The 17622-nt window shown below is 67.7% G+C and carries 20 protein-coding genes; 2 read left to right on the top strand and 18 right to left on the bottom strand.

The features are described 5' to 3' along the window. Positions 1–335 precede the first annotated feature (335 nt). The 17 genes from ACFVMC_RS04165 to ftsH form a co-directional block, all read right to left on the bottom strand. Positions 336–890, bottom strand: coding sequence for a DUF1772 domain-containing protein (locus ACFVMC_RS04165; protein WP_379206697.1), 555 nt, complete (start codon positions 888–890; stop codon positions 336–338). Between the two features lie 130 nt (positions 891–1020). Further along, complete coding sequence (locus ACFVMC_RS04170) at positions 1021–1581, bottom strand: FHA domain-containing protein (RefSeq protein ID WP_379207805.1); 561 nt, start codon at positions 1579–1581, stop codon at positions 1021–1023. Positions 1582–1821: 240 nt separating this feature from the next. After that, complete coding sequence (locus ACFVMC_RS04175) at positions 1822–2181, bottom strand: Lsr2 family protein (RefSeq protein ID WP_379206699.1); 360 nt, start codon at positions 2179–2181, stop codon at positions 1822–1824. Between the two features lie 116 nt (positions 2182–2297). Continuing rightward, positions 2298–3764 (bottom strand): lysine--tRNA ligase, encoded by a 1467-nt coding sequence (gene lysS / locus ACFVMC_RS04180; RefSeq protein WP_379207807.1) that lies wholly within the window; start codon positions 3762–3764, stop codon positions 2298–2300. Positions 3765–3987: 223 nt separating this feature from the next. Continuing rightward, entirely contained in the window at positions 3988–4419 is a 432-nt protein-coding gene (locus tag ACFVMC_RS04185) for a rhodanese-like domain-containing protein (protein ID WP_379206701.1), read from the bottom strand. Further along, positions 4416–4979, bottom strand: a complete 564-nt coding sequence (locus tag ACFVMC_RS04190; RefSeq protein WP_379206702.1) for a cysteine dioxygenase — start codon at positions 4977–4979, stop codon at positions 4416–4418. Before ACFVMC_RS04190 ends, ACFVMC_RS04185 begins: the two co-directional genes overlap by 4 nt. Positions 4980–5139: 160 nt before the next feature. Next, on the bottom strand, positions 5140–5934 hold the full coding sequence (locus ACFVMC_RS04195) for a type III pantothenate kinase (protein WP_379206704.1): 795 nt from the start codon (positions 5932–5934) through the stop codon (positions 5140–5142). Between the two features lie 31 nt (positions 5935–5965). Next, a complete protein-coding gene (gene panD / locus ACFVMC_RS04200) occupies positions 5966–6385 on the bottom strand; it encodes an aspartate 1-decarboxylase (RefSeq protein WP_379206706.1) in 420 nt (139 codons plus the stop codon). A 12-nt stretch (positions 6386–6397) separates the two neighbouring features. After that, positions 6398–7336, bottom strand: coding sequence for a pantoate--beta-alanine ligase (gene panC / locus ACFVMC_RS04205; RefSeq protein WP_379206708.1), 939 nt, complete (start codon positions 7334–7336; stop codon positions 6398–6400). After that, positions 7317–8267 carry a Rossmann-like and DUF2520 domain-containing protein gene (locus tag ACFVMC_RS04210; protein WP_379206709.1) on the bottom strand — a complete coding sequence of 317 codons (951 nt, stop codon included), beginning with the start codon at positions 8265–8267 and terminating at the stop codon, positions 7317–7319. Before ACFVMC_RS04210 ends, panC begins: the two co-directional genes overlap by 20 nt. A 234-nt stretch (positions 8268–8501) precedes the next feature. After that, on the bottom strand, positions 8502–9485 hold the full coding sequence (locus ACFVMC_RS04215; protein WP_379206710.1) for a DUF6779 domain-containing protein: 984 nt from the start codon (positions 9483–9485) through the stop codon (positions 8502–8504). Positions 9486–9555: 70 nt separating this feature from the next. Beyond that, the gene (locus tag ACFVMC_RS04220; protein WP_379206712.1) at positions 9556–10038 is read right to left on the bottom strand and encodes a DUF3180 domain-containing protein; all 483 of its coding nucleotides are present in this window, start codon (positions 10036–10038) and stop codon (positions 9556–9558) included. Next, positions 10023–10571: a 2-amino-4-hydroxy-6-hydroxymethyldihydropteridine diphosphokinase gene (gene folK / locus ACFVMC_RS04225; RefSeq protein ID WP_379206714.1), complete on the bottom strand. Its 549-nt coding sequence runs from the start codon at positions 10569–10571 to the stop codon at positions 10023–10025. The genes ACFVMC_RS04220 and folK overlap by 16 nt, the downstream gene beginning before the upstream one ends. Next, the gene (folB, locus tag ACFVMC_RS04230) at positions 10568–10987 is read right to left on the bottom strand and encodes a dihydroneopterin aldolase (protein WP_379206715.1); all 420 of its coding nucleotides are present in this window, start codon (positions 10985–10987) and stop codon (positions 10568–10570) included. Before folB ends, folK begins: the two co-directional genes overlap by 4 nt. Continuing rightward, entirely contained in the window at positions 10984–11841 is an 858-nt protein-coding gene (gene folP / locus ACFVMC_RS04235) for a dihydropteroate synthase (RefSeq protein WP_379207809.1), read from the bottom strand. Before folP ends, folB begins: the two co-directional genes overlap by 4 nt. Positions 11842–11933: 92 nt before the next feature. Continuing rightward, complete coding sequence (folE, locus tag ACFVMC_RS04240; RefSeq protein WP_379207811.1) at positions 11934–12539, bottom strand: GTP cyclohydrolase I FolE; 606 nt, start codon at positions 12537–12539, stop codon at positions 11934–11936. A 185-nt stretch (positions 12540–12724) separates the two neighbouring features. Continuing rightward, the gene (gene ftsH / locus ACFVMC_RS04245) at positions 12725–15046 is read right to left on the bottom strand and encodes an ATP-dependent zinc metalloprotease FtsH (RefSeq protein ID WP_379206717.1); all 2322 of its coding nucleotides are present in this window, start codon (positions 15044–15046) and stop codon (positions 12725–12727) included. Between the two features lie 242 nt (positions 15047–15288). Between ftsH and ACFVMC_RS04250 the strand changes: the two genes are divergently transcribed. After that, positions 15289–16317 carry a hypothetical protein gene (locus ACFVMC_RS04250; protein WP_379206718.1) on the top strand — a complete coding sequence of 343 codons (1029 nt, stop codon included), beginning with the start codon at positions 15289–15291 and terminating at the stop codon, positions 16315–16317. 56 nt (positions 16318–16373) lie between these two features. Here ACFVMC_RS04250 and ACFVMC_RS04255 read toward each other — a convergent pair whose 3' ends face one another. Continuing rightward, complete coding sequence (locus tag ACFVMC_RS04255; protein WP_379206720.1) at positions 16374–17171, bottom strand: DUF1266 domain-containing protein; 798 nt, start codon at positions 17169–17171, stop codon at positions 16374–16376. 189 nt (positions 17172–17360) lie between these two features. Here ACFVMC_RS04255 and ACFVMC_RS04260 point away from each other — a divergent pair, with 189 nt between their 5' ends. Continuing rightward, positions 17361–17621, top strand: a complete 261-nt coding sequence (locus tag ACFVMC_RS04260; protein WP_379206722.1) for a DUF2277 domain-containing protein — start codon at positions 17361–17363, stop codon at positions 17619–17621. The last annotated feature ends 1 nt before the right edge of the window (position 17622 follow it).

Consider the following 17622-nt stretch of genomic DNA (forward strand, 5'->3'; position numbering starts at 1 on the left):
TCCTGCTCAAGCCTTCACTGGCGTCCGACGCTTCAGTGCATTCAACCTGTGGTCGTCAGCCTGCCATGAAGCCCGGGGGTTGCGGCCCCTGCCTCCCACTCTAGTTGGCAGGGGTACGGGCCGCCGCCAGTCCACCCTATTGGTGACCAGCGACAGCACGGTCATTCACTCATAACGCGAGCGTTGCGAGTTTCGTTTCCGCCGCGGTTTTGCCAACAGCGAACATCGACCTCGGAGAACCCCTCGACCCGACCACCTACCTGTATACGCCGAAGCTCCCCACGCCGTACCCAGCGTAGGGAGCTTTCCGACAATCCGGGCAGCACCCCGGTCGGTCAGGCCCGCCCGACCAGCTGCTGACCGGGCGTCGGCGCGGCCGCCGTCTCGGACCGGCCCTGCTGGGTGCCCGCCACGAACAGCGCGCCGCACAGCACCAGGAAGGCCAGCGTGTGCAGCACCGCGCGGACGATGTTCCAACGCACCCAGTCGGATTCGAAATCGGCGCGGACCGCCGCCAGATCCTGGATCTGCGCCACCTCGCCCGCGTTGGCCAGCTGATCGTTGAGCGGGACATTCAGGGCGACGGTGACACCGAAGGCGATCACATTGAGCACCAGGGCGATCCCGACCCACACCAGGGTGGCGCGGTGATCCCGCCCCAGATGCAGCACCGCGGCCAGCGCGCTGAACCCGACGGTGCCCATGAAGCCGAGCATGAACCACGGGTTGATGATCACCACGTTGATCTTCTGCATCACCTCGACGATGGTCCGGTCGTCGGTCCGGTTCAGCGCGGGCATCACCGAGATCGCGTAGGCGTAGAAAACGCCGCCGATCAGACCCGAGGCCAGCGTGGCCGCCACGAGCGCGGCAATCCGAAGCGCGAACATACTGTTTCTCCTGTCCCGTCCCGGACCTTCGATCGGCCCGGCATGCAGACAAGTCAACCGCGTCCGGACCCCGCCCACCATGGCTCAGACGCTCGACCGCCTACGTCAGCGTCCACATTTCGGGAATCGGCTACAGGTCCCGATCGGAAATGAGGCCACTCTGCATGGCCAGGGCCGCCAGCCGCACCCGCTTCTGGTTCTGCGGCAGGTTCTCCACCCCGAATTTGGCGAACAGCGCGCGCAGATGCGTTTTGATCGCGTCGACACTGAGAAAGAGCTCTTCGGCGATCTGCTGGTTGGACGCGGGCGTCGCGAAACCGGCGTTGTTCTTGTACGGGCGGCACAACGCCACCAGCACCGAGCGCTGGGTATCGGTGAGCGAACGCAGGGTCGGCATGGTCGCGGTGGCGGTGCGGGTCGGGTCGTCGGCCACGGCGCCGTAATGGCGGAATTCGACCATCGAACTGCCGACGCGGATCTTGTCGCCCGCCATCAACCGCCGGCGACCGGCCAGCCGGTCGCCGTTGACGAATGTGCCGTTACGGGACAGGCCGTCATCGACAATGGTCCAGTGCGCGCCCAGATATTCGACGGCGGCGTGCAATCGGGAGACCTCGGCATCCCACGGCAGGGACAGATCGGCGTGGATCGAGCGGCCGATGGTGATGCGCTGCTGCTCGGGCGCGAGCATGAACTCCTGCCACGTTCCGGTGTCGTCCAGGAACCGGAGCAGCGAACCTACGAAAGAACCCGTCACTGCGCAGGTACCTCATCTCTCCATACGATCAGTGACCACCACACCTACCCATGGTGCCGCTTCGGGGCCACCACTAGCAAGATCGCCGCCGGACTCATACCGGCGGTCTATGAATACGGCACTGCCGCCCCGGCGTGGCTCGATTTGCCCGGGCGGCAGTTGAAGAAATGAACTTCAGGCCTTCGCGGCCTTGTTGTACGCATCGGTGATGTCGGCCGAGATACGACCGCGGGCAGACACCTTGTGTCCATTCCGGCGCGCCCACTCACGAATTGCCGCGCTTTGTTCACGATCGATGGAAACCCGGCTCTTCGGGCTCGTCGCGGCACCGGCGGTGGCCTTGACCCGGCGACGTCCGCTCACCCGGCGAGCGCTCGAAACCCACTGATCCAGCCCGTCGCGCAGCTTCGCCGCATTTGCCGACGACAGGTCGATCTCGTACGACACACCGTCGATCGCGAACTCGATGGTCTCGTCCGCGATGGACTCACCATCGACATCGTCGATCAGGCTAACGGTGACCTTCTTTGCCATGAGATGAACGTCCTCTCGAAATCGTACGACCTGCATACTAGGCCGATTACCCGAGGCAAGAATACCTCGAATTCGGAAAATTCCAAGACGGGATCCAAACCTTTGAAACGCAGTGCTCAGCGGGTGACCGGGCGCACAATTGGGAACAGTATCGTTTCGCGGATTCCCAATCCCGTCAGCGCCATCAACAAGCGATCGATTCCCATACCGGTTCCCGTCGTCGGAGGCATACCGTACTCCATCGCGGCAAGGAAGTCCTCGTCGAGGACCATCGCTTCGTCATCACCCTGCGCGGCCAGCCTCGCCTGATCGACGAACCGCTCGCGCTGGATCACCGGATCCACCAACTCCGAATAGCCTGTTGCCAACTCGAAGCCACGCACATAGAGATCCCACTTCTCGGTAACTCCAGGTTTGCTGCGATGCTGACGGGTCAGCGGCGACGTCTCGACGGGGAAGTCACGCACGAAAGTGGGTGCATACAGTTTGTCGCCGTATACGTGTTCCCACAGTTCCTCGACAAGTTTGCCGTGACCGTAGCCTTTGCCTTCCGGAATTTCCAAACCGACCTGATCGGCGAGCTTCAGCAATTCCTCGACGGTCGTTTCCGGAGTGACCGAAACACCGATGGAATCGGACAGCGAGGGGTACATCTCGACGGTTGCCCACTCGCCGCTGAGATCGTATTCGGTGCCGTCGGCGAGGGTCAGAACCTGGGTGCCGAACGCCTCCTGCGCGACCTCCTGCACCAATTCCCGGATCATCACCGCGGAGGTGTCGTAGGTGCCGTACGCCTCGTAGGTTTCCAGCATGGCGAACTCCGGCGAATGCGTGGAGTCCGCGCCCTCGTTGCGGAAGTTCCGGTTGATCTCGAAAACTTTCTCCAGACCGCCCACCACACAGCGCTTCAGGAACAGCTCCGGGGCGATCCGCAGGAAAAGATCCATATCCAGGGCATTGGAATGGGTGACGAACGGACGGGCCGCCGCGCCACCGTGCAGCGTTTGCAGCATCGGGGTCTCGACCTCGAGGAAACCGCGCCGCTCCAGCGCGCCCCGCAGCGCCCGCACCACCGCGACCCTGGTCCGCGCCATTTCCCGGGCCTCGGGCCGCACGATCAGGTCGACATAGCGCTGCCGGACCCGCGACTCCTCGTTCATTTCCTTGTGCGCGACCGGCAGCGGGCGCAGCGACTTGGCGGTCATCGACCAGGAATCGGCCATGACGCTCAATTCCCCGGTACGCGAGGAGATGACCGTGCCGTGCACGAACACGAAGTCACCGAGATCGACATCGGACTTCCACGCCGCCAGCGCGTCCGCACCGACGCCGTTGAGGCTGATCATCGCCTGCAGCTTGGTGCCGTCACCCTCCTGAAGGGTCGCGAAACATAGCTTTCCGGTATTGCGGACGAAAATGACGCGCCCGACCACGCCGACCTGCTCATCGGTCTCGGTGCCCGGCTCGAGTTCCGGATGGGCGGCCCGGATTTCGGCAAGGGTATGCGTGCGCGCGACGACCACCGGATAAGCCTCGGTACCCGCGTCGAGCAGCCGCTCACGCTTGTCCCGGCGAATCCGCATCTGCTCCGGAACATCCACTTCCGGAACGGGGCGACTGGATTGCCCCGCAGGACCCTTACCTGCGGAGCGACCGGACGAAGACGGGTTCTCGGTGCTCACGTCCGATAACACTAGCGGGCACCGGAAATCGTTTTAACGCCCGCCCGGCGAGTTGCGGCCCGGGCGAGTTTGCGCGGACCGAAATTTGCGATGCCTTAACGAAAGCCCTTGTGCCGCCGCCGGATTACAGGGAGGCCAGCGCACGGACCTCGCGGGCGAAGTGCGGGGCACCGACCGCGATGTTGAGCAACCCGGCCGCCTTCAGCGCCTGATAGCCACCGATCAGGTCGGTCGCGCGATGCAAACCGAGTTCTTGCAGCGACGCCGCGGCGAGACTGGAGGTATAGCCCTCCGAGCAGACGACGATCCATTCCACGTCATGATCGGCGGCCAGCGCCAAGCGCGCGGAACTGGACGGATCGAGCCGCCATTCCAGTACATTCCGCTCGATCACCAGGGCGCCGGGCAGGGTGCCCTCGCGATCACGCTGGGCCTGCGGCCGGATGTCGACCAGAATCGCGCCCTCGGCCAGGGCCCGGGGCAATTCGAAAACGTAGCGTCGCCGCAGCTTGGCGCGGGCGTTGTCGAGCATCTGAGCAATGGTCAAATGACTCATCGGATATCACCTTCGGGCTGATCGGTGAGGACGGTGTGGGTGCGCCGCAAGGTGCCGTGGTCGCTTACCTCGTAATACGACATGGCGGTCAGCGGCGGTGAATAGGCGTGCACGCTGAGCGTGGGATCGCCCAGGCCCGACGGCTCCGGGGCATGCTCGACGTCGTGCACCCAGCCGATCGGGAAAGCGGCCTGATCACCGGCGGCCAGGGTGCGGCGGCGCAATTGCGTACCGTCCCAGCGGAATTCCGCCAGCGCGCCACTCAATACGGTGAGCGCGCCGAGCGAACCGGCGTGGTCGTGCAATTCGGTGGACTTTCCGGGAGTCCAGCTGATCAGCCAGATATCGACCTCGTCATCGGCGACCAGGCGGGTGGCCCAGCGCTCGTCGACCGGCCAGACGCCATCGGCGGGTAGCAGATGGTCGTATTTCCCCGCGAGGACCTCGTCGGCGCCCTCGTCGGTAAGCCGCAGCAGGTCAGCGGGGCGCAGCCGGGTGGGCAGCGCGGGGGCCGGGGCGGTTCTACCGGAAACGGGAAGGGAAAGAACAGAAGAACGCATGAGCGAATCTCCAGGAGTTTGATCGGTCGAGGGACTGGAAGTCAGCCTCGAACGGTCGAGGCTGGATCAGCCTCGACAACACTCCTGGGTGCGCACGCGGGAAGACATGGCAGCGACTATATCAGCGCACAAGCACCGCGCAATAGCGGCCCGCACCGAATCACACCTTGCGACGCTGCTGGTTGCGCTCGTAGACCAGGCGCAGACCAGCGGACGTCAGATGCGGATCATGATGCTCGACGGTCTCCGATTCCGGGACGATCAGCGGCGCGCTGATCCCGGTCGCGACCACGGCGACCTCGTCGCCGGCGAACGCGTCGAACTCGTCGCGGATCCGGTCGATCAACCCGTCCACCAGACCCGCGAAACCGTAGATCGCGCCGGACTGGATCGCCTCGACGGTGTTCTTGCCGACCACCGAGCGCGGCCGGGCCAGCTCCACCCGGCGCAGCGCGGCGCGCTCGATCAACGCCGCACTGGAGATCTCCACGCCGGGCGCGATCACACCGCCCAGGAACTCGCCCTTCGCCGAGACCAGATCCACCGTGGTAGCGGTGCCGAAATCGACCACGATCGCCGCGGCACCGAATCGATGATGCGCCGCAAGGGTATTCACGATGCGATCGGCACCGATCTCCTTGGGATTGTCGACCAGCAGCGGAATACCGGTCCGCACGCCGGGCTCCACCACCACGTGCGGCACCTGGTGCCAGTAGCGGTCCAGCATCAGGCGCAGCTCACGCAGCACCGGCGGCACGGTGGACAGCGCGGCCACGCCCGTCACCTGCTCCGCCTGCTCGCCGAGCAGCCCGCGCAACTGCATGGCGAACTCGTCGGCGGTCAGCAGCGGATTGGTGTGCAGCCGCCAGTGCCGCACCAAAGTGGCGTGATTACCCGAGCCCGAGAACAAACCCAATTCCACATGGGTGTTGCGGACATCGATGGTCAGCAGCATCGCTCACCTGTCTGGAGGGAAACGGCGGATGTCAGTTGAAGCTCAGCGCGCGGGGCGAGATCAGATCCGAGCCCTCCGGCGCGTGCGCCGGATCCGAACCCAGCTCGACCTGGCGGTTGCGGTCGTCGACGAATACGACCCGCGGATCGTATTCGCGGACCTCCTGCTCGTCCAGCTGCGCGTAGGCGATCAGGATGACCAGATCGCCCGGATGCACGAGATGGGCGGCGGCGCCGTTGATCCCGATGACACCCGAACCGCGCTCCCCCGCGATCACATAGGTCTCGAGGCGGGCGCCATTGGTGATGTCGACGATCGCGACCTGCTCGCCCTCGAGCAGATCGGCGGCGTCGAGCAGGTCCTGGTCGACGGTGACCGAGCCGACATAGTGCAGGTCGGCGTGGGTGACGGTGGCCCGGTGGATCTTGGACTTCATCATGGTGCGCAGCATCGGAATGGCCTTTCAGGACGCCTGGGCAGGCTGGGTGTTCGAGTTCGGGTGACCGGCGTCCGGCAGCGCGGCGCTGGTCGGTGAGAGCACGATCGCGACGTTGTCGATCAGCCGGGTGGCGCCGACCCGGGCCGCGACCAGCAGGCGGGCATTGCCGGTGACCGGGGCGGGACCGAGGGTGGTGGAGCGCAACTCCAGATAGTCGACCTCGACGCCGGGCGCGGCGGCGAGCACCTCGCGGGCGGCCGCGAGCACGCCGTCAGCGCCCAGGCCACCGGCCAGCTTGCCCGCCAGCAACGCGGCGGACAGCGTCAGCGCCGATTCCCGCTGCGCCGCCTCGAGATAGCGGTTCCGCGAGGACATCGCCAGCCCGTCGGCCTCCCGCACGGTGGGCACCGGCACGATGGTCACGTCGAAATTCAGGTCCCGCACCAGCTGCCGGATCAGGGTGAGCTGCTGGTAGTCCTTCTCGCCGAAGAACGCCTCGGTCGGATGGACGATCTGCAGCAGTTTGGCGACCACGGTCAGCATGCCCGCGAAATGGGTGGGGCGGCTGGCCCCCTCGAGCTCGGCGCCGACCGGGCCCGGCTGCACCGTGGTGCGCGGACCGTCCGGATACATATCGAGCGCGCTCGGCGCGAACACCACATCCACGCCCTCGGCGCGCAGCAGCTCCACGTCGGCGTCCAGGGTGCGCGGGTATTTGTCCAGGTCCTCGCCCGCGCCGAATTGCAGCGGGTTCACGAAGATCGACACGATGACGACGCGATTGCGACGCTTGGCCTCACGCACGATCGCCAGGTGGCCCTCGTGCAGCGCGCCCATGGTGGGAACAAAGCCGACGGTCCGGCCGACGCCGCGCAGCGCTTTGCTGATCGCGGACACCACCGCGGGATCGTGGTGCACGGTCAGCTCGCCCGGGCGGTAGACGTCACGCAATTTCGGATCCATCGGACCGTCCTTCCAGCAGTTCGATCAGGGCGGGATTGGTTTGGGCGCGTTCGGCGGTGCGCAACGACATGGCGCGATACCCGGCGGCCAGCCGGTCGTCCACGGCTTCGAGCGCCTCCAGATGCGCGGCGACCGCGCCGACATCGCCGCGGGCGACCGGGCCGGTGAGGGCGGCCTGGCCCCGGCGCAGGGCATTGTCCAGAGCCGCCGACGCGAGCGGGGCCAGCAGGCGCTCGGCCAGGCCGTTGGGCTGCTCGTCGACCAGTTGCTGACCGAGCAGGCCGGGGCCGGCCAGCGCCTGGCGCAGCGCCGCCACCGCGTCCACGATCACGGTGACCAGGTGATTGGAGCCGTGCGCGAGCGCCGCGTGATAGAGGGTTCGGTTCTCCTCGGCGACCCGCACCGGTTCGCCGCCCATCTCGATCACCAGCGATTGCGCGATGGCGTAGCCGATGTCGTCGGCGGCGGTGACGCCGAAGCACGCGTTGGCGAGCCGGGCCACATCCTCGTCGTGGCCGGTGAAGGTCATCGCCGGATGGATCGCCAGCGGCAGCGCGCCGAGCGCCGCCAGCGGGGCCAGCACGCCGACACCGTTGGCGCCGGAGGTGTGCGCGACGATGGTGCCCGGCCGCACCACCCGCGCCGCGGCCATACCGCGGACCAGTCCGGCCAGTTCGGCATCGGGCACCGCGAGCAGCAGCAGTTCGCTGCGCGCGGCCACATCCTCGACCGGCAGGATCTCGGAATCGGGCAGGCGGGTGCGCGCCCGGTGCACGGACGCGTCGGAGATGGCGGAGACGCCGAACACCACGTGCCCGGCGCGTTCCAGAGCGACGCCGAGCGCCGAACCGACGCGTCCCGCCGAGACGATTCCCACCGTCAGGCGTGCGGGCGCGGGGTCCAGGTGCTCGGCACCACCGTCAGAAGTCATGCTTCCAGAGGTCAACACTGTCCTCTCGCGAAGTCGTTCCAGTCCCGGCAAGCGGGTACCAGACGTACAACCCCGAGCGTAGCTTGCCCGCCTCCCCGCGTCTTCAGGCCAGACCCAGGTGAGTGGAACCGTAGCGTCGGCGGCCGGCGGTCTCGATGCCTGCGATTCAGCCCGTACCCGGCGAGTTACCCATGTTCGAACGAGATCAGTTGCCCAGTCCGCCTGTGGGCGAATTCACGCCCGGCCGTTCTCCTCGGATCGCAGGTTGGCCATGATTTCGGCCACGGAGAGTTTGCGCGCGCCGGAATCGCCGTCGGCGTCGACGCGGCGGCGGCGCCGGGCGGTCGGGGTGCCGATCGGCGGGGCGGGCGCGGCCGTGGCGGTCGGCCGGGGGCGCGCGGCGGGCTGGGGCTCCAGCGGCGGCAGGCGCAGCGGGGCGGAGGGTTCCGGGTCGGACGCGGTCGCGGCGAAGGCGTCCCAGGTCGCGCCGGTTCGGGCCGGGTCGGGGTAGCGGCGCTCGTCGGTGATCTCCGCGTCCTCGATGTTGTCGTACTCGCGGGGGACAGCCTGGGTCTCGGCGGTCACCGGCTCGTCGAACGGGCTCGCGAAACGCGGCGCCTCGGGATGATCCGGGGAGAAGACCGGGGTCACGTTATTGCGCATCTGCTCGCCCAGGCCGCCGGGTAGACCCATCATCCACGGGTCGGCATTCGCGGAGCTATTGTTCGCCGGACGCGCCGATCCGCCCGGCAATTCCTGGATTCTGGTGGCGTCGGCCCGCAGCGCGGGGCGTTCGGCGGGTAGCTCACCGTCGAAAAGCCGTTGCAGACTGTGCCGTAGCACGCTGAGTTCGGCTCGCAGCGCGGCCATTTCGGCGGCGTCCGCACCGACTTCCTGCCGGACCCGGGTCTCGATCCCGAGCTCGTATTCGCGGCGCGCCGTGACCTCGCGCTCCAGCTGCAATTCGTAGACCTTCTGCAGGTCACCCACCTTCGCCTTGTCCACCGCGGCTTCCTTGCGATAGCGCGTGGCGGCCAACGCTGCGAGGACCGCGGCCCACAGTGCCGCGACCAATCCGATTCTGATCAGGTGCAGGCTATTGCTGAAGACCAGAAAAACGCTGGCAACCAGACCGAGCAGAATCAGCGAACCGATGAACAATTTTCCCGCTTGGTCCCGTCGTGGCCGGGAAGTGCTGGTACGGGAGGGTGAAACCATGCCCGCCAGGGTAGCTCGGATGACGCGACAGGCACAGGCACTCCCGGAAGTAATCCGACCGACCAGCTTGCTATGTGGTAGCGGCGTCATCCGTGGGGTCGTCGGGGGCGCGACAGCAATACTCGAGCCACAGCGCCGCCGCGACCAGGGCCAGGCCCGCGAGGAATCCGACGATCGCGCCGGGTGAATCCGCCGCGGCCACACGCAGAGTCCCGCGCTGCGGGAAAACCCAGCACAGGAAGCCGAGCCAGACGCCCGCCGCGATCGCACCCACATGCGCCGACGCCTTGGCCAATGCCACAGCACGCGCCGCGGTGATCGGGTGCAGCCGGTCGCGGCCGGCACCGATCTCGTCATCGTTGACCTTGGCCCGGATCATGAGGGCCAGCACCGCCTCGATCACCGCCACCGGGAACAGCGACGCACCCGCGAAGATCGAGATCGTGGGAAAGTTGGCGTACGCCACCCGGGTCGCCGCCCAGGCGACAACCGCCGCGATCAGCAGGTTCGCGACCAGATCCAGGATCCGGGTCGGCTTCAGTTGGTGTCGCACGACTCGTCCCCGCGGGTCTGGAAAGCCAATAGGTGATCGGTCCGGTGGACGCCGGCGCGCTCGGCCGGGTCCAGCCGGTCCAGCAGTTCGCGGATCGGCACCGGCACGCCATCGACCTCTAGTTCGGCGGCCGGATCCACCTCCAGCCACGGCACCAGCACGAACGCCCGATCCCGCGCGCGCGGATGCGGCAGCGTCAATTCGGGGTCGGCGCTGCGGCGGGGGCCGTCGTCATCGGCACACCACACCACGTCGACATCGAGAGTGCGTGCGCCCCAGCGCACCTCGCGCACCCGATCGGCCGCCTGCTCCAGCCGCTGCCCCGCCCGCAACCAGTCCATACAGTCGAACTCCGGATCGTCCACCAGGACAATGGCATTGAGAAAGTCATCCTGCTCGACACCGCCCCACGGCGCGGTCGAATACACCGCGGACACCGCCTGTACCCGATTCCCCAGTCCGTCGACCACGCCGCGCAGCCGCGCCAGCCGGTCCCCCAGATTCGACCCGATCGACAGCACCGCGCGCGTCACTGCCGCGCCCCACCGGCCGCGGGCTCGGCAGCCGCACCGCCGCTGACCTCGCCTGCCCGGCTCCTGGTGGTGACCACCCGCACATCGGCGAAGGTATGCGGGATCGGCGCGGACGGCTTGTGCAGCACCACCTCGCAGGCGCGCACTCGCGAATCGGTCATCACGTCGTCGGCGAGCTCGGCGACCACCGTCTCGATCAGATTGCGCGGCGTGCCGGACACGATCCGCACCGCGCGCTCGGCCAGCTCCCCGTAATGCACGGTGTCGGCGATATCGTCGGACTTCGCGGCCGCCGCGAAATCCGTCCACAGCGTCAGATCGATCACGAACTCCTGGCCGTCACGACGTTCGAAATCGAAGACCCCGTGATGGGCGAAGACCCGCAGGCCGCGCAATTCGATGCGGTCGGTGCTCAATGCCGTACTTCCCTCCGGGACCACAGGTGCTGCTCACGTAACCGGGCGGCGGCCCGGGTACAGGCGTCGGTGACCGCGATGGCGTCCAGCGATGCGCGCACATCGTGCACACGGACACCCCATGCACCGTGCTCGGCGGCCAGCGCGGAAATGGTGGCGGTCGCGATCTCGCGGCCATCGGGCGGGCGCGGGCCGTCGGCGTCGGCGAGCAGCGCGCCGAGAAAACGCTTGCGCGAGGCCCCGATCAGAATCGGCAACCCCATCTCGGTCAGCTCGCATCCCGCGGCCAGCGCGCCCAGCAGTTCCCAGTTGTGGTCGGCGTTCTTGGCGAACCCGATCCCCGGGTCCAGGATCAGCTTGTCGAACGCGACGCCACCGGCGACCGCCAGCTCGACCTGCTGCCGCAGTTCCCGCGCCACCTCGGCGCTCACGTCGTCGTAGTGCTCGGCCGGGCCGGTGTGCTGATAGTTGGCGTCGGCACGCCAGTGCATGAGAATCCACGGTACGCCCGCGGCGGCGACAACTCGCACCATGTCGGCGTCGGCACGACCGCCGGACACATCGTTCACCATGGAGACGCCCGCGTCGACGGCGGCCTCGGCCACCCGCGCCCGCATGGTGTCCACGCTGGTCGGCACGCCCGCGGCCGCCAGGCCGCGGATCACCGGGATGACGCGCGCCGCCTCGGTCTCCGGATCCACCCGCACCGCGCCGGGGCGGGTGGACTCACCCCCCACGTCGATGATGTCGGCGCCCAGCTCGTAGAGCTCCAGGCCGTGCGCCACAGCGACGTTCGGATCCAGGTAGCGGCCGCCGTCTGAGAACGAATCGCTGGTGACGTTCACCACGCCCATCACCACGCAGGAGCGCCCGTCGCGCGGAACCAGGACGGAACGTCTTGCTCGCTCCCCCCGCCCGACTCCGCTCTCGGTCATGAGGGGCGCGCTCACTTCCGCAGAATCAGGTCCAGCGCCTCGGCACGCGAGGCGGCGTTGGACTGCAACAGACCGCGCACCGCCGAGGTGGTGGTGCTCGCCCCCGGCTTGCGGATCCCGCGCATGGCCATGCAGAGGTGTTCGGCCTCGACCACCACGATGGCGCCGCGCGGATCCAGCTTGCGCATCACCGCGTCGGCGATCTGGCTGGTCAGCCGCTCCTGCACCTGCGGGCGCTTGGAGTACAGGTCGACCACGCGGGCCAGTTTGGACAGACCGGTGACCCGGCCGTGCGGGCCGGGGATATAGCCGACGTGCGCGACGCCGTGGAAGGACACCAGGTGGTGCTCACAGGTCGAGTACATCGGAATATCGCGGACCAGCACCAGCTCCTGGTGGCCCTCGTCGAAGGTGGTGTCGAGCACCGCGTCCGGCTCCTGATAGAGCCCGGCGAACATTTCCCGGTAGGCGCGCGCGACCCGGGACGGCGTGTCGACCAGGCCGGGACGATCCGGGTTCTCACCGACCGCGATCAGCAGTTCGCGGATCGCGGCCTCGGCCCGGGCCTGATCGAAGATCTGCCCGGTCTCCAGCGCGATCGGGCCGTGGGGGCCCACGCCATTGGTGCCCGGCGCGTGGTCGGCAGCACCGTGCGCGACGCCTAGTGAGTGGCTGTCACCGTTCTGGTTCGCCGACAATCGAGACACCTCCAAGATCCGGGCACCGGCAATTTCCCGGCACCCTGCAATACGAGCGTAAACGGCGCCCGCTCCCGCTGATCACAACGGGGCGGGCACCGCGATTAATCCGCTCGGTGCCGGTTCGGACCATCCCAATCGCGGTTGTCGTTCTCCCGGCCGGACGGCTCGTCGTAACCGCCCCGCTCCGGGCCCTGGCCCGGCTGCGGGTTGCGCCACGGCTGACCGGATGGCGGCTGCTGCTCCTCGCGCGGCGGCCAGCCCGGCGCGGACCAGCCCGCGGGAGCGCCGTAATCCGGGCGCGAACCGTGGGTGCCACTCGCCGGACGCGGGAAGCCCTGGGTCGGCGGCGGCCGGTAGCCGGGATCGGCGGCCGGCGGGTAGTCGTAGCGCGGCTGACCGGTGTACCCCTCGGGCGGGTAGCCGTTGGCGGGTGCGGGTTCGCGCTGCGCGGCCGCCGCGGCGGGCAGTGCCTCGGCGGGCGGCCACGGCTCGCCGCGCTCCTGGGCCAGTTCGCGCGGGGTCTTCACCGGCGGCTTGTCCGAGGGCAGGCGATCACCGAAGTCGTTGAATGCCGTGATGCGCGGGCGCTTTTCGACCGAGGCGAGCAGTTCCTCGAGCTCGCGGCGGTGCAGTGTCTCCTTCTCCAGCAGCGCGGTGGCCAGCACGTCCAGCACATCGCGGTACTCGTTGAGAATGGCCCACGCCTCGGTATGCGCGGCCTCGATCAGGTTGCGCACCTCCTCGTCGATGGCGCCGGCGACCTCGTGTGAGTAATCCGAGGACTGGCCCATGGACCGGCCCAGGAACGGATCGCCAGCCTCCTGGCCGTAGCGCACCGCGCCCAGCCGCGCGCTCATACCGTATTCGGTGACCATGGCGCGGGCGATCTTGGTGGCCTGATCGATATCGGAGGAGGCGCCGGTGGTCGGCTCGTGGAAGACCAGCTCCTCGGCCGCGCGGCCGCCCATCGCCATCACCAGGCGGGCGATCATCTCCGAGCGGGTCATCAGGCCCTTGTCGTCCTCGGGCACCGTCATGGCGTGGCCGCCGGTGCGGCCGCGCGCCAGAATGGTGACCTTGTAGACGGGCTCGATATCGGGCATCGCCCAGGCCGCCAGGGTGTGGCCGCCCTCGTGGTAGGCGGTGATCTTCTTCTCGTGCTCGCTGATGATGCGGCTCTTGCGGCGCGGGCCGCCGATCACCCGGTCCACCGATTCCTCGAGGTTGGCGCCGGTGATCACGGTGCCGTTCTCGCGGGCGGTGAGCAGCGCGGCCTCGTTGATGACATTGGCCAGATCCGCGCCGGACATGCCGACGGTGCGCTTGGCCAGACCCTCGAGGTCGGCGTCGGGCGAGATCGGCTTGCCGGAGGAGTGCACCCGCAGAATGGCGCGGCGACCGGCCAGATCGGGGTTGCTGACCGGGATCTGCCGGTCGAAGCGGCCCGGGCGCAGCAGCGCCGGATCCAGGATGTCGGGGCGGTTGGTGGCGGCGATCAGGATGATGCCGGTGCGATCGCCGAAGCCGTCCATCTCGACCAGCAGCTGGTTCAGCGTCTGCTCGCGTTCGTCGTGGCCGCCGCCCAGGCCGGCGCCGCGCTGGCGGCCGACCGCGTCGATCTCGTCGACGAAGATGATGCAGGGGCTGTTCTGCTTGGCCTGATCGAACAGGTCACGCACGCGGGAGGCGCCGACACCGACGAACATCTCGACGAAGTCGGAACCGGAGATGGTGAAGAACGGGACGCCGGCCTCACCGGCGACAGCGCGGGCCAGCAGCGTCTTACCGGTGCCGGGCGGGCCGTAGAGCAGCACGCCCTTCGGGATCTTGGCACCGAGTGCTTGATAGCGCACCGGGTTCTGGAGGAAGTCCTTGATCTCGTAGAGCTCTTCGACGGCCTCGTCGGCGCCTGCCACATCCGCGAAGGTGGTCTTGGGCATGTCCTTGGACAACTGCTTGGCCTTGGACTTGCCGAAGCCCATCATGCCGCCGCGACCACCGCCCTGCATCCGGCCCATCACGAAGACGAACAGGCCGAGCAGGATGATCATCGGCAGCACGAACAGCAGGATCTGGGTCAGCCAGCTCTCCTGCTTGACCACGGTGTTGTACGGCGCGCCGGTCGTCTTGACCGCGTCGAAGATCTGATTGGAGGTCTCGCTACCGCTCGGATACTTCGCGATGATCTTGTTCGAGCCTTTGGTGGCGTCGTTGCCGTTGTTCAGCTCGATCCGCAGCTGCTGCTCGCGGTCATCGATCTGAACGTTCTTGACGTTGCCCTTGTCACCCAGCTGCGCCAGCGCCACGGAGGTGTCGACGTTCTTCCACCCGCGCGTGTCGTTGCCGAAATAGCTGAACGCATAGACCACGAGCAGGATGCCCGCGATTATGGCCAGGGTGCGAAACACAGTCTTGCGGTTCATAGAGCGTCGGCCGGGCGGCCAGTCCTTTCCGGTGTCTCCGGTTCTGCCTAGCGAAAACGCGGACATGCCACGTTACCGCGTGCGGTTACAGTCGATACATCGCGCAGTTCGGCAGTTGGTGTAGTTCGTGAGGTAAACGGTCGGCGGACCTCGTCGGTTCCCGATCTCACCGGTCCGGGTTAACTCAAGTGCCCACAATCATGGCATGTTCGGCCTATCGTGGGCGACGACACAACAAGAGCATGAAGCAGAGGTCCGGCCCGAAGAAGGCAGCAGGTGTAACCGTGGAGGGGCCCGATCATGCCGAGACGAACGCAGGGGGTATGGACATAGTCGAGCTACGGACACCCACAGCGATTGTGCGCCACGGCCGCGGGCGATTGATCGTCCTGCGACCCGGTAGCGAGGGCGAGCGCGTGCTGGACGTCCCGGTCACCGATCTATTGAAGGTCCGGCTGAATCGGCGCGCCGACGACGCGGTCGTCATCGAGATCTACCTGCGCTACCCCACTCCGGTGCTGACCGGGGTGCCCGCCGACCGCACGCCCTTACCGGTATTGATCGCCGAGCACGATGTGCCGCAGGCGAGCGAGATCGTGGACAAGATCAACGCGCAGATCCTGGCGACCCAGCGCATCGATGTCGCTGCCCCCGATCTGCATCCGCCCGACCCGACCTGGGACAAGAACGGCCCGATCCGCGCCGACGTGGACCGGGCCGTCCATCGTATGGCGACCAAACGCGAGGCCAAGTCGGCGGTGAACGCGCTGCACCGCTTCGTCACGCCCGAGGAGTACGTGCTCGAGACCGCCGTCGCCGTGGCCCGCCCGCCCGCGGGCAACGGCACCGGGTTGCTGGCCGCCACCACCGAGCGCCTGCTGTTCATCTCGATCGGCGCCGGCACCCGCTACGCGCACGAACTGCCGATCGCGGCCGTGCTGTGGGCGCACAGCACCGACGGCGCCAAGGGGTCGCCGGGCGAGATCGGCACCGTCCGGCACGAGCCCGGGCTCGAGGTGAACGACGGCAAGCAGACCCTGTGCTTCACCGGCTCCGATCGCGCCGATACCGAGCGGGTCAGCCTGGCCCTGAATTTCGCGGTGCGCCGGGCGGCCACCGACGGCGCCATGGGTCCGGCCGATCCGAGTGTGTCGCAACTGTATTCGGAGTGGGAACTGCTGGTGGAGCGGCACTCGCTGGGCATGGTGGACGACACCCAGTTCCAGCGCTACGGCCGCGGTATCCTGCGGTCGCTGCCGGACGGGCTGTAACCGCGAGACCGAGAAAACGCCGCGCGTGTACCGCGCGGCGTTTTCTGTGTCTCGGGCTAGGCGGGGTTGAGGGCGATGCGCCGCCACGGGCTGGTCGGCCGAGTCCACAGGCGCAGCAACTCCATCCGCCGGTCGACGCCGCCGTTCTTGAGCTCGGCGAGATCCTCACAGGCCTGCCAGTAGGTCCAGCCGGTCAGGTAGGCGTCACCGAATTGCCGCCAGTTCCGGTACTTTCGCTGCGCGATCGGCAGCGCACGCAGGAGATAGGCCCACGCCACATCGGCTTCCAGGTAGCCGGCCGTGAACGCCATCCGGGCCACCGCGACCACGCGGGCCAGATCCCAGGCGTGGATATCGGTGGGCAGCGGCTTGGACAGATGATCGGTGAAGCCGATCTTGATGGCCTGGGACCAGATGTCGTAATCGCGAACCAGCGCCTCGGGATTGTCCATACCGCGAAACGAGCCGACCTGCCGCAGGAAGGCCCGGTGCCGGTCGGCGCGCTCGCCGAAGCGGTCCCGCTCGCTGGCATTGATCGAGGCCATCACCAGCGGATGCACCAGCGCGTAGAGCGGACCGTGCATCCCGTCGAGCAACTGCTCCATCGAGGCCTGCGCCTCGGTACCGTCGGTGATACCCCAGGCGCCGGTCAGCGTGTCGATGGCGAGCTCGCGGCGATCGCCGAGCGGATGCTCGCGCTCCGGGCCGAGCAGCAGCGCGTCATGGAACGCGTCCCAGCGCGCGGAGTAGAAGCCGCCGAGCGAGAGCGCGCGCAGCTCGTCGTCGGATACGGCCGCACCGGACCAGTGGTCTTCTTCCCGCTGGTCGAGCTCCTCGAAGGGGAAGGTTGTCAAGGTAGGTATCCCGCGGGCAGGCATGGCTCGATTCTTCCTGAAGATCCGCGACACAGCTCGTGTTCGGGCGAATGCGTTCGGTGTGTTTGCCGACAGATCCCTGTCCGGGGTCCGCACCGGCCCGGGCGATTTAGCCCTTCTTCGATTCGTCCCCTGACGCATTGCCCTGTGGCGGACTAATCTTCACGCATGCGTGACAACATCACCCTCCTGCGTGGCCTGGAACCTGCCGCTACCGAACAGGAAATCTATGCCGCCGCACTGAACTACGTGCGCAGGGTCGGTGGGGTCTCCGGCTTGAGCACCACGACCAAGGCGGCCGTCGACAAGGCCGTCGCCACCATCGCCGCGGCGACCACACAGTTGCTGGCCGAGCTACCCGATACCCGGGTCGCGCCGACCGCCGAGCCGCCGCTGCGCCGGGTCGGCGCCGGGGACGCACTCGACTGAA

This window comes from Nocardia sp. NPDC127579, assembly GCF_042672005.1.
Lineage (GTDB): Bacteria > Actinomycetota > Actinomycetes > Mycobacteriales > Mycobacteriaceae > Nocardia.

What these genes read in the sequence shown, in the direction of transcription:
- ACFVMC_RS04165 (WP_379206697.1), bottom strand. Translation starts at nt 890, where the DNA reads ATGTTCGCGCTTCGGATTGCCGCGCTCGTGGCGGCCACGCTGGCCTCG.
- ACFVMC_RS04170 (WP_379207805.1), bottom strand. Translation starts at nt 1,581, where the DNA reads ATGCTCGCGCCCGAGCAGCAGCGCATCACCATCGGCCGCTCGATCCAC.
- ACFVMC_RS04175 (WP_379206699.1), bottom strand. Translation starts at nt 2,181, where the DNA reads ATGGCAAAGAAGGTCACCGTTAGCCTGATCGACGATGTCGATGGTGAG.
- lysS (WP_379207807.1), bottom strand. Translation starts at nt 3,764, where the DNA reads ATGCGGATTCGCCGGGACAAGCGTGAGCGGCTGCTCGACGCGGGTACC.
- ACFVMC_RS04185 (WP_379206701.1), bottom strand. Translation starts at nt 4,419, where the DNA reads ATGAGTCATTTGACCATTGCTCAGATGCTCGACAACGCCCGCGCCAAG.
- ACFVMC_RS04190 (WP_379206702.1), bottom strand. Translation starts at nt 4,979, where the DNA reads ATGCGTTCTTCTGTTCTTTCCCTTCCCGTTTCCGGTAGAACCGCCCCG.
- ACFVMC_RS04195 (WP_379206704.1), bottom strand. Translation starts at nt 5,934, where the DNA reads ATGCTGCTGACCATCGATGTCCGCAACACCCATGTGGAATTGGGTTTG.
- panD (WP_379206706.1), bottom strand. Translation starts at nt 6,385, where the DNA reads ATGCTGCGCACCATGATGAAGTCCAAGATCCACCGGGCCACCGTCACC.
- panC (WP_379206708.1), bottom strand. Translation starts at nt 7,336, where the DNA reads ATGGATCCGAAATTGCGTGACGTCTACCGCCCGGGCGAGCTGACCGTG.
- ACFVMC_RS04210 (WP_379206709.1), bottom strand. Translation starts at nt 8,267, where the DNA reads ATGACTTCTGACGGTGGTGCCGAGCACCTGGACCCCGCGCCCGCACGC.
- ACFVMC_RS04215 (WP_379206710.1), bottom strand. Translation starts at nt 9,485, where the DNA reads ATGGTTTCACCCTCCCGTACCAGCACTTCCCGGCCACGACGGGACCAA.
- folP (WP_379207809.1), bottom strand. Translation starts at nt 11,841, where the DNA reads ATGGGCGTGGTGAACGTCACCAGCGATTCGTTCTCAGACGGCGGCCGC.
- ftsH (WP_379206717.1), bottom strand. Translation starts at nt 15,046, where the DNA reads ATGAACCGCAAGACTGTGTTTCGCACCCTGGCCATAATCGCGGGCATC.
- ACFVMC_RS04250 (WP_379206718.1), top strand. Translation starts at nt 15,289, where the DNA reads ATGAAGCAGAGGTCCGGCCCGAAGAAGGCAGCAGGTGTAACCGTGGAG.
- ACFVMC_RS04260 (WP_379206722.1), top strand. Translation starts at nt 17,361, where the DNA reads ATGCGTGACAACATCACCCTCCTGCGTGGCCTGGAACCTGCCGCTACC.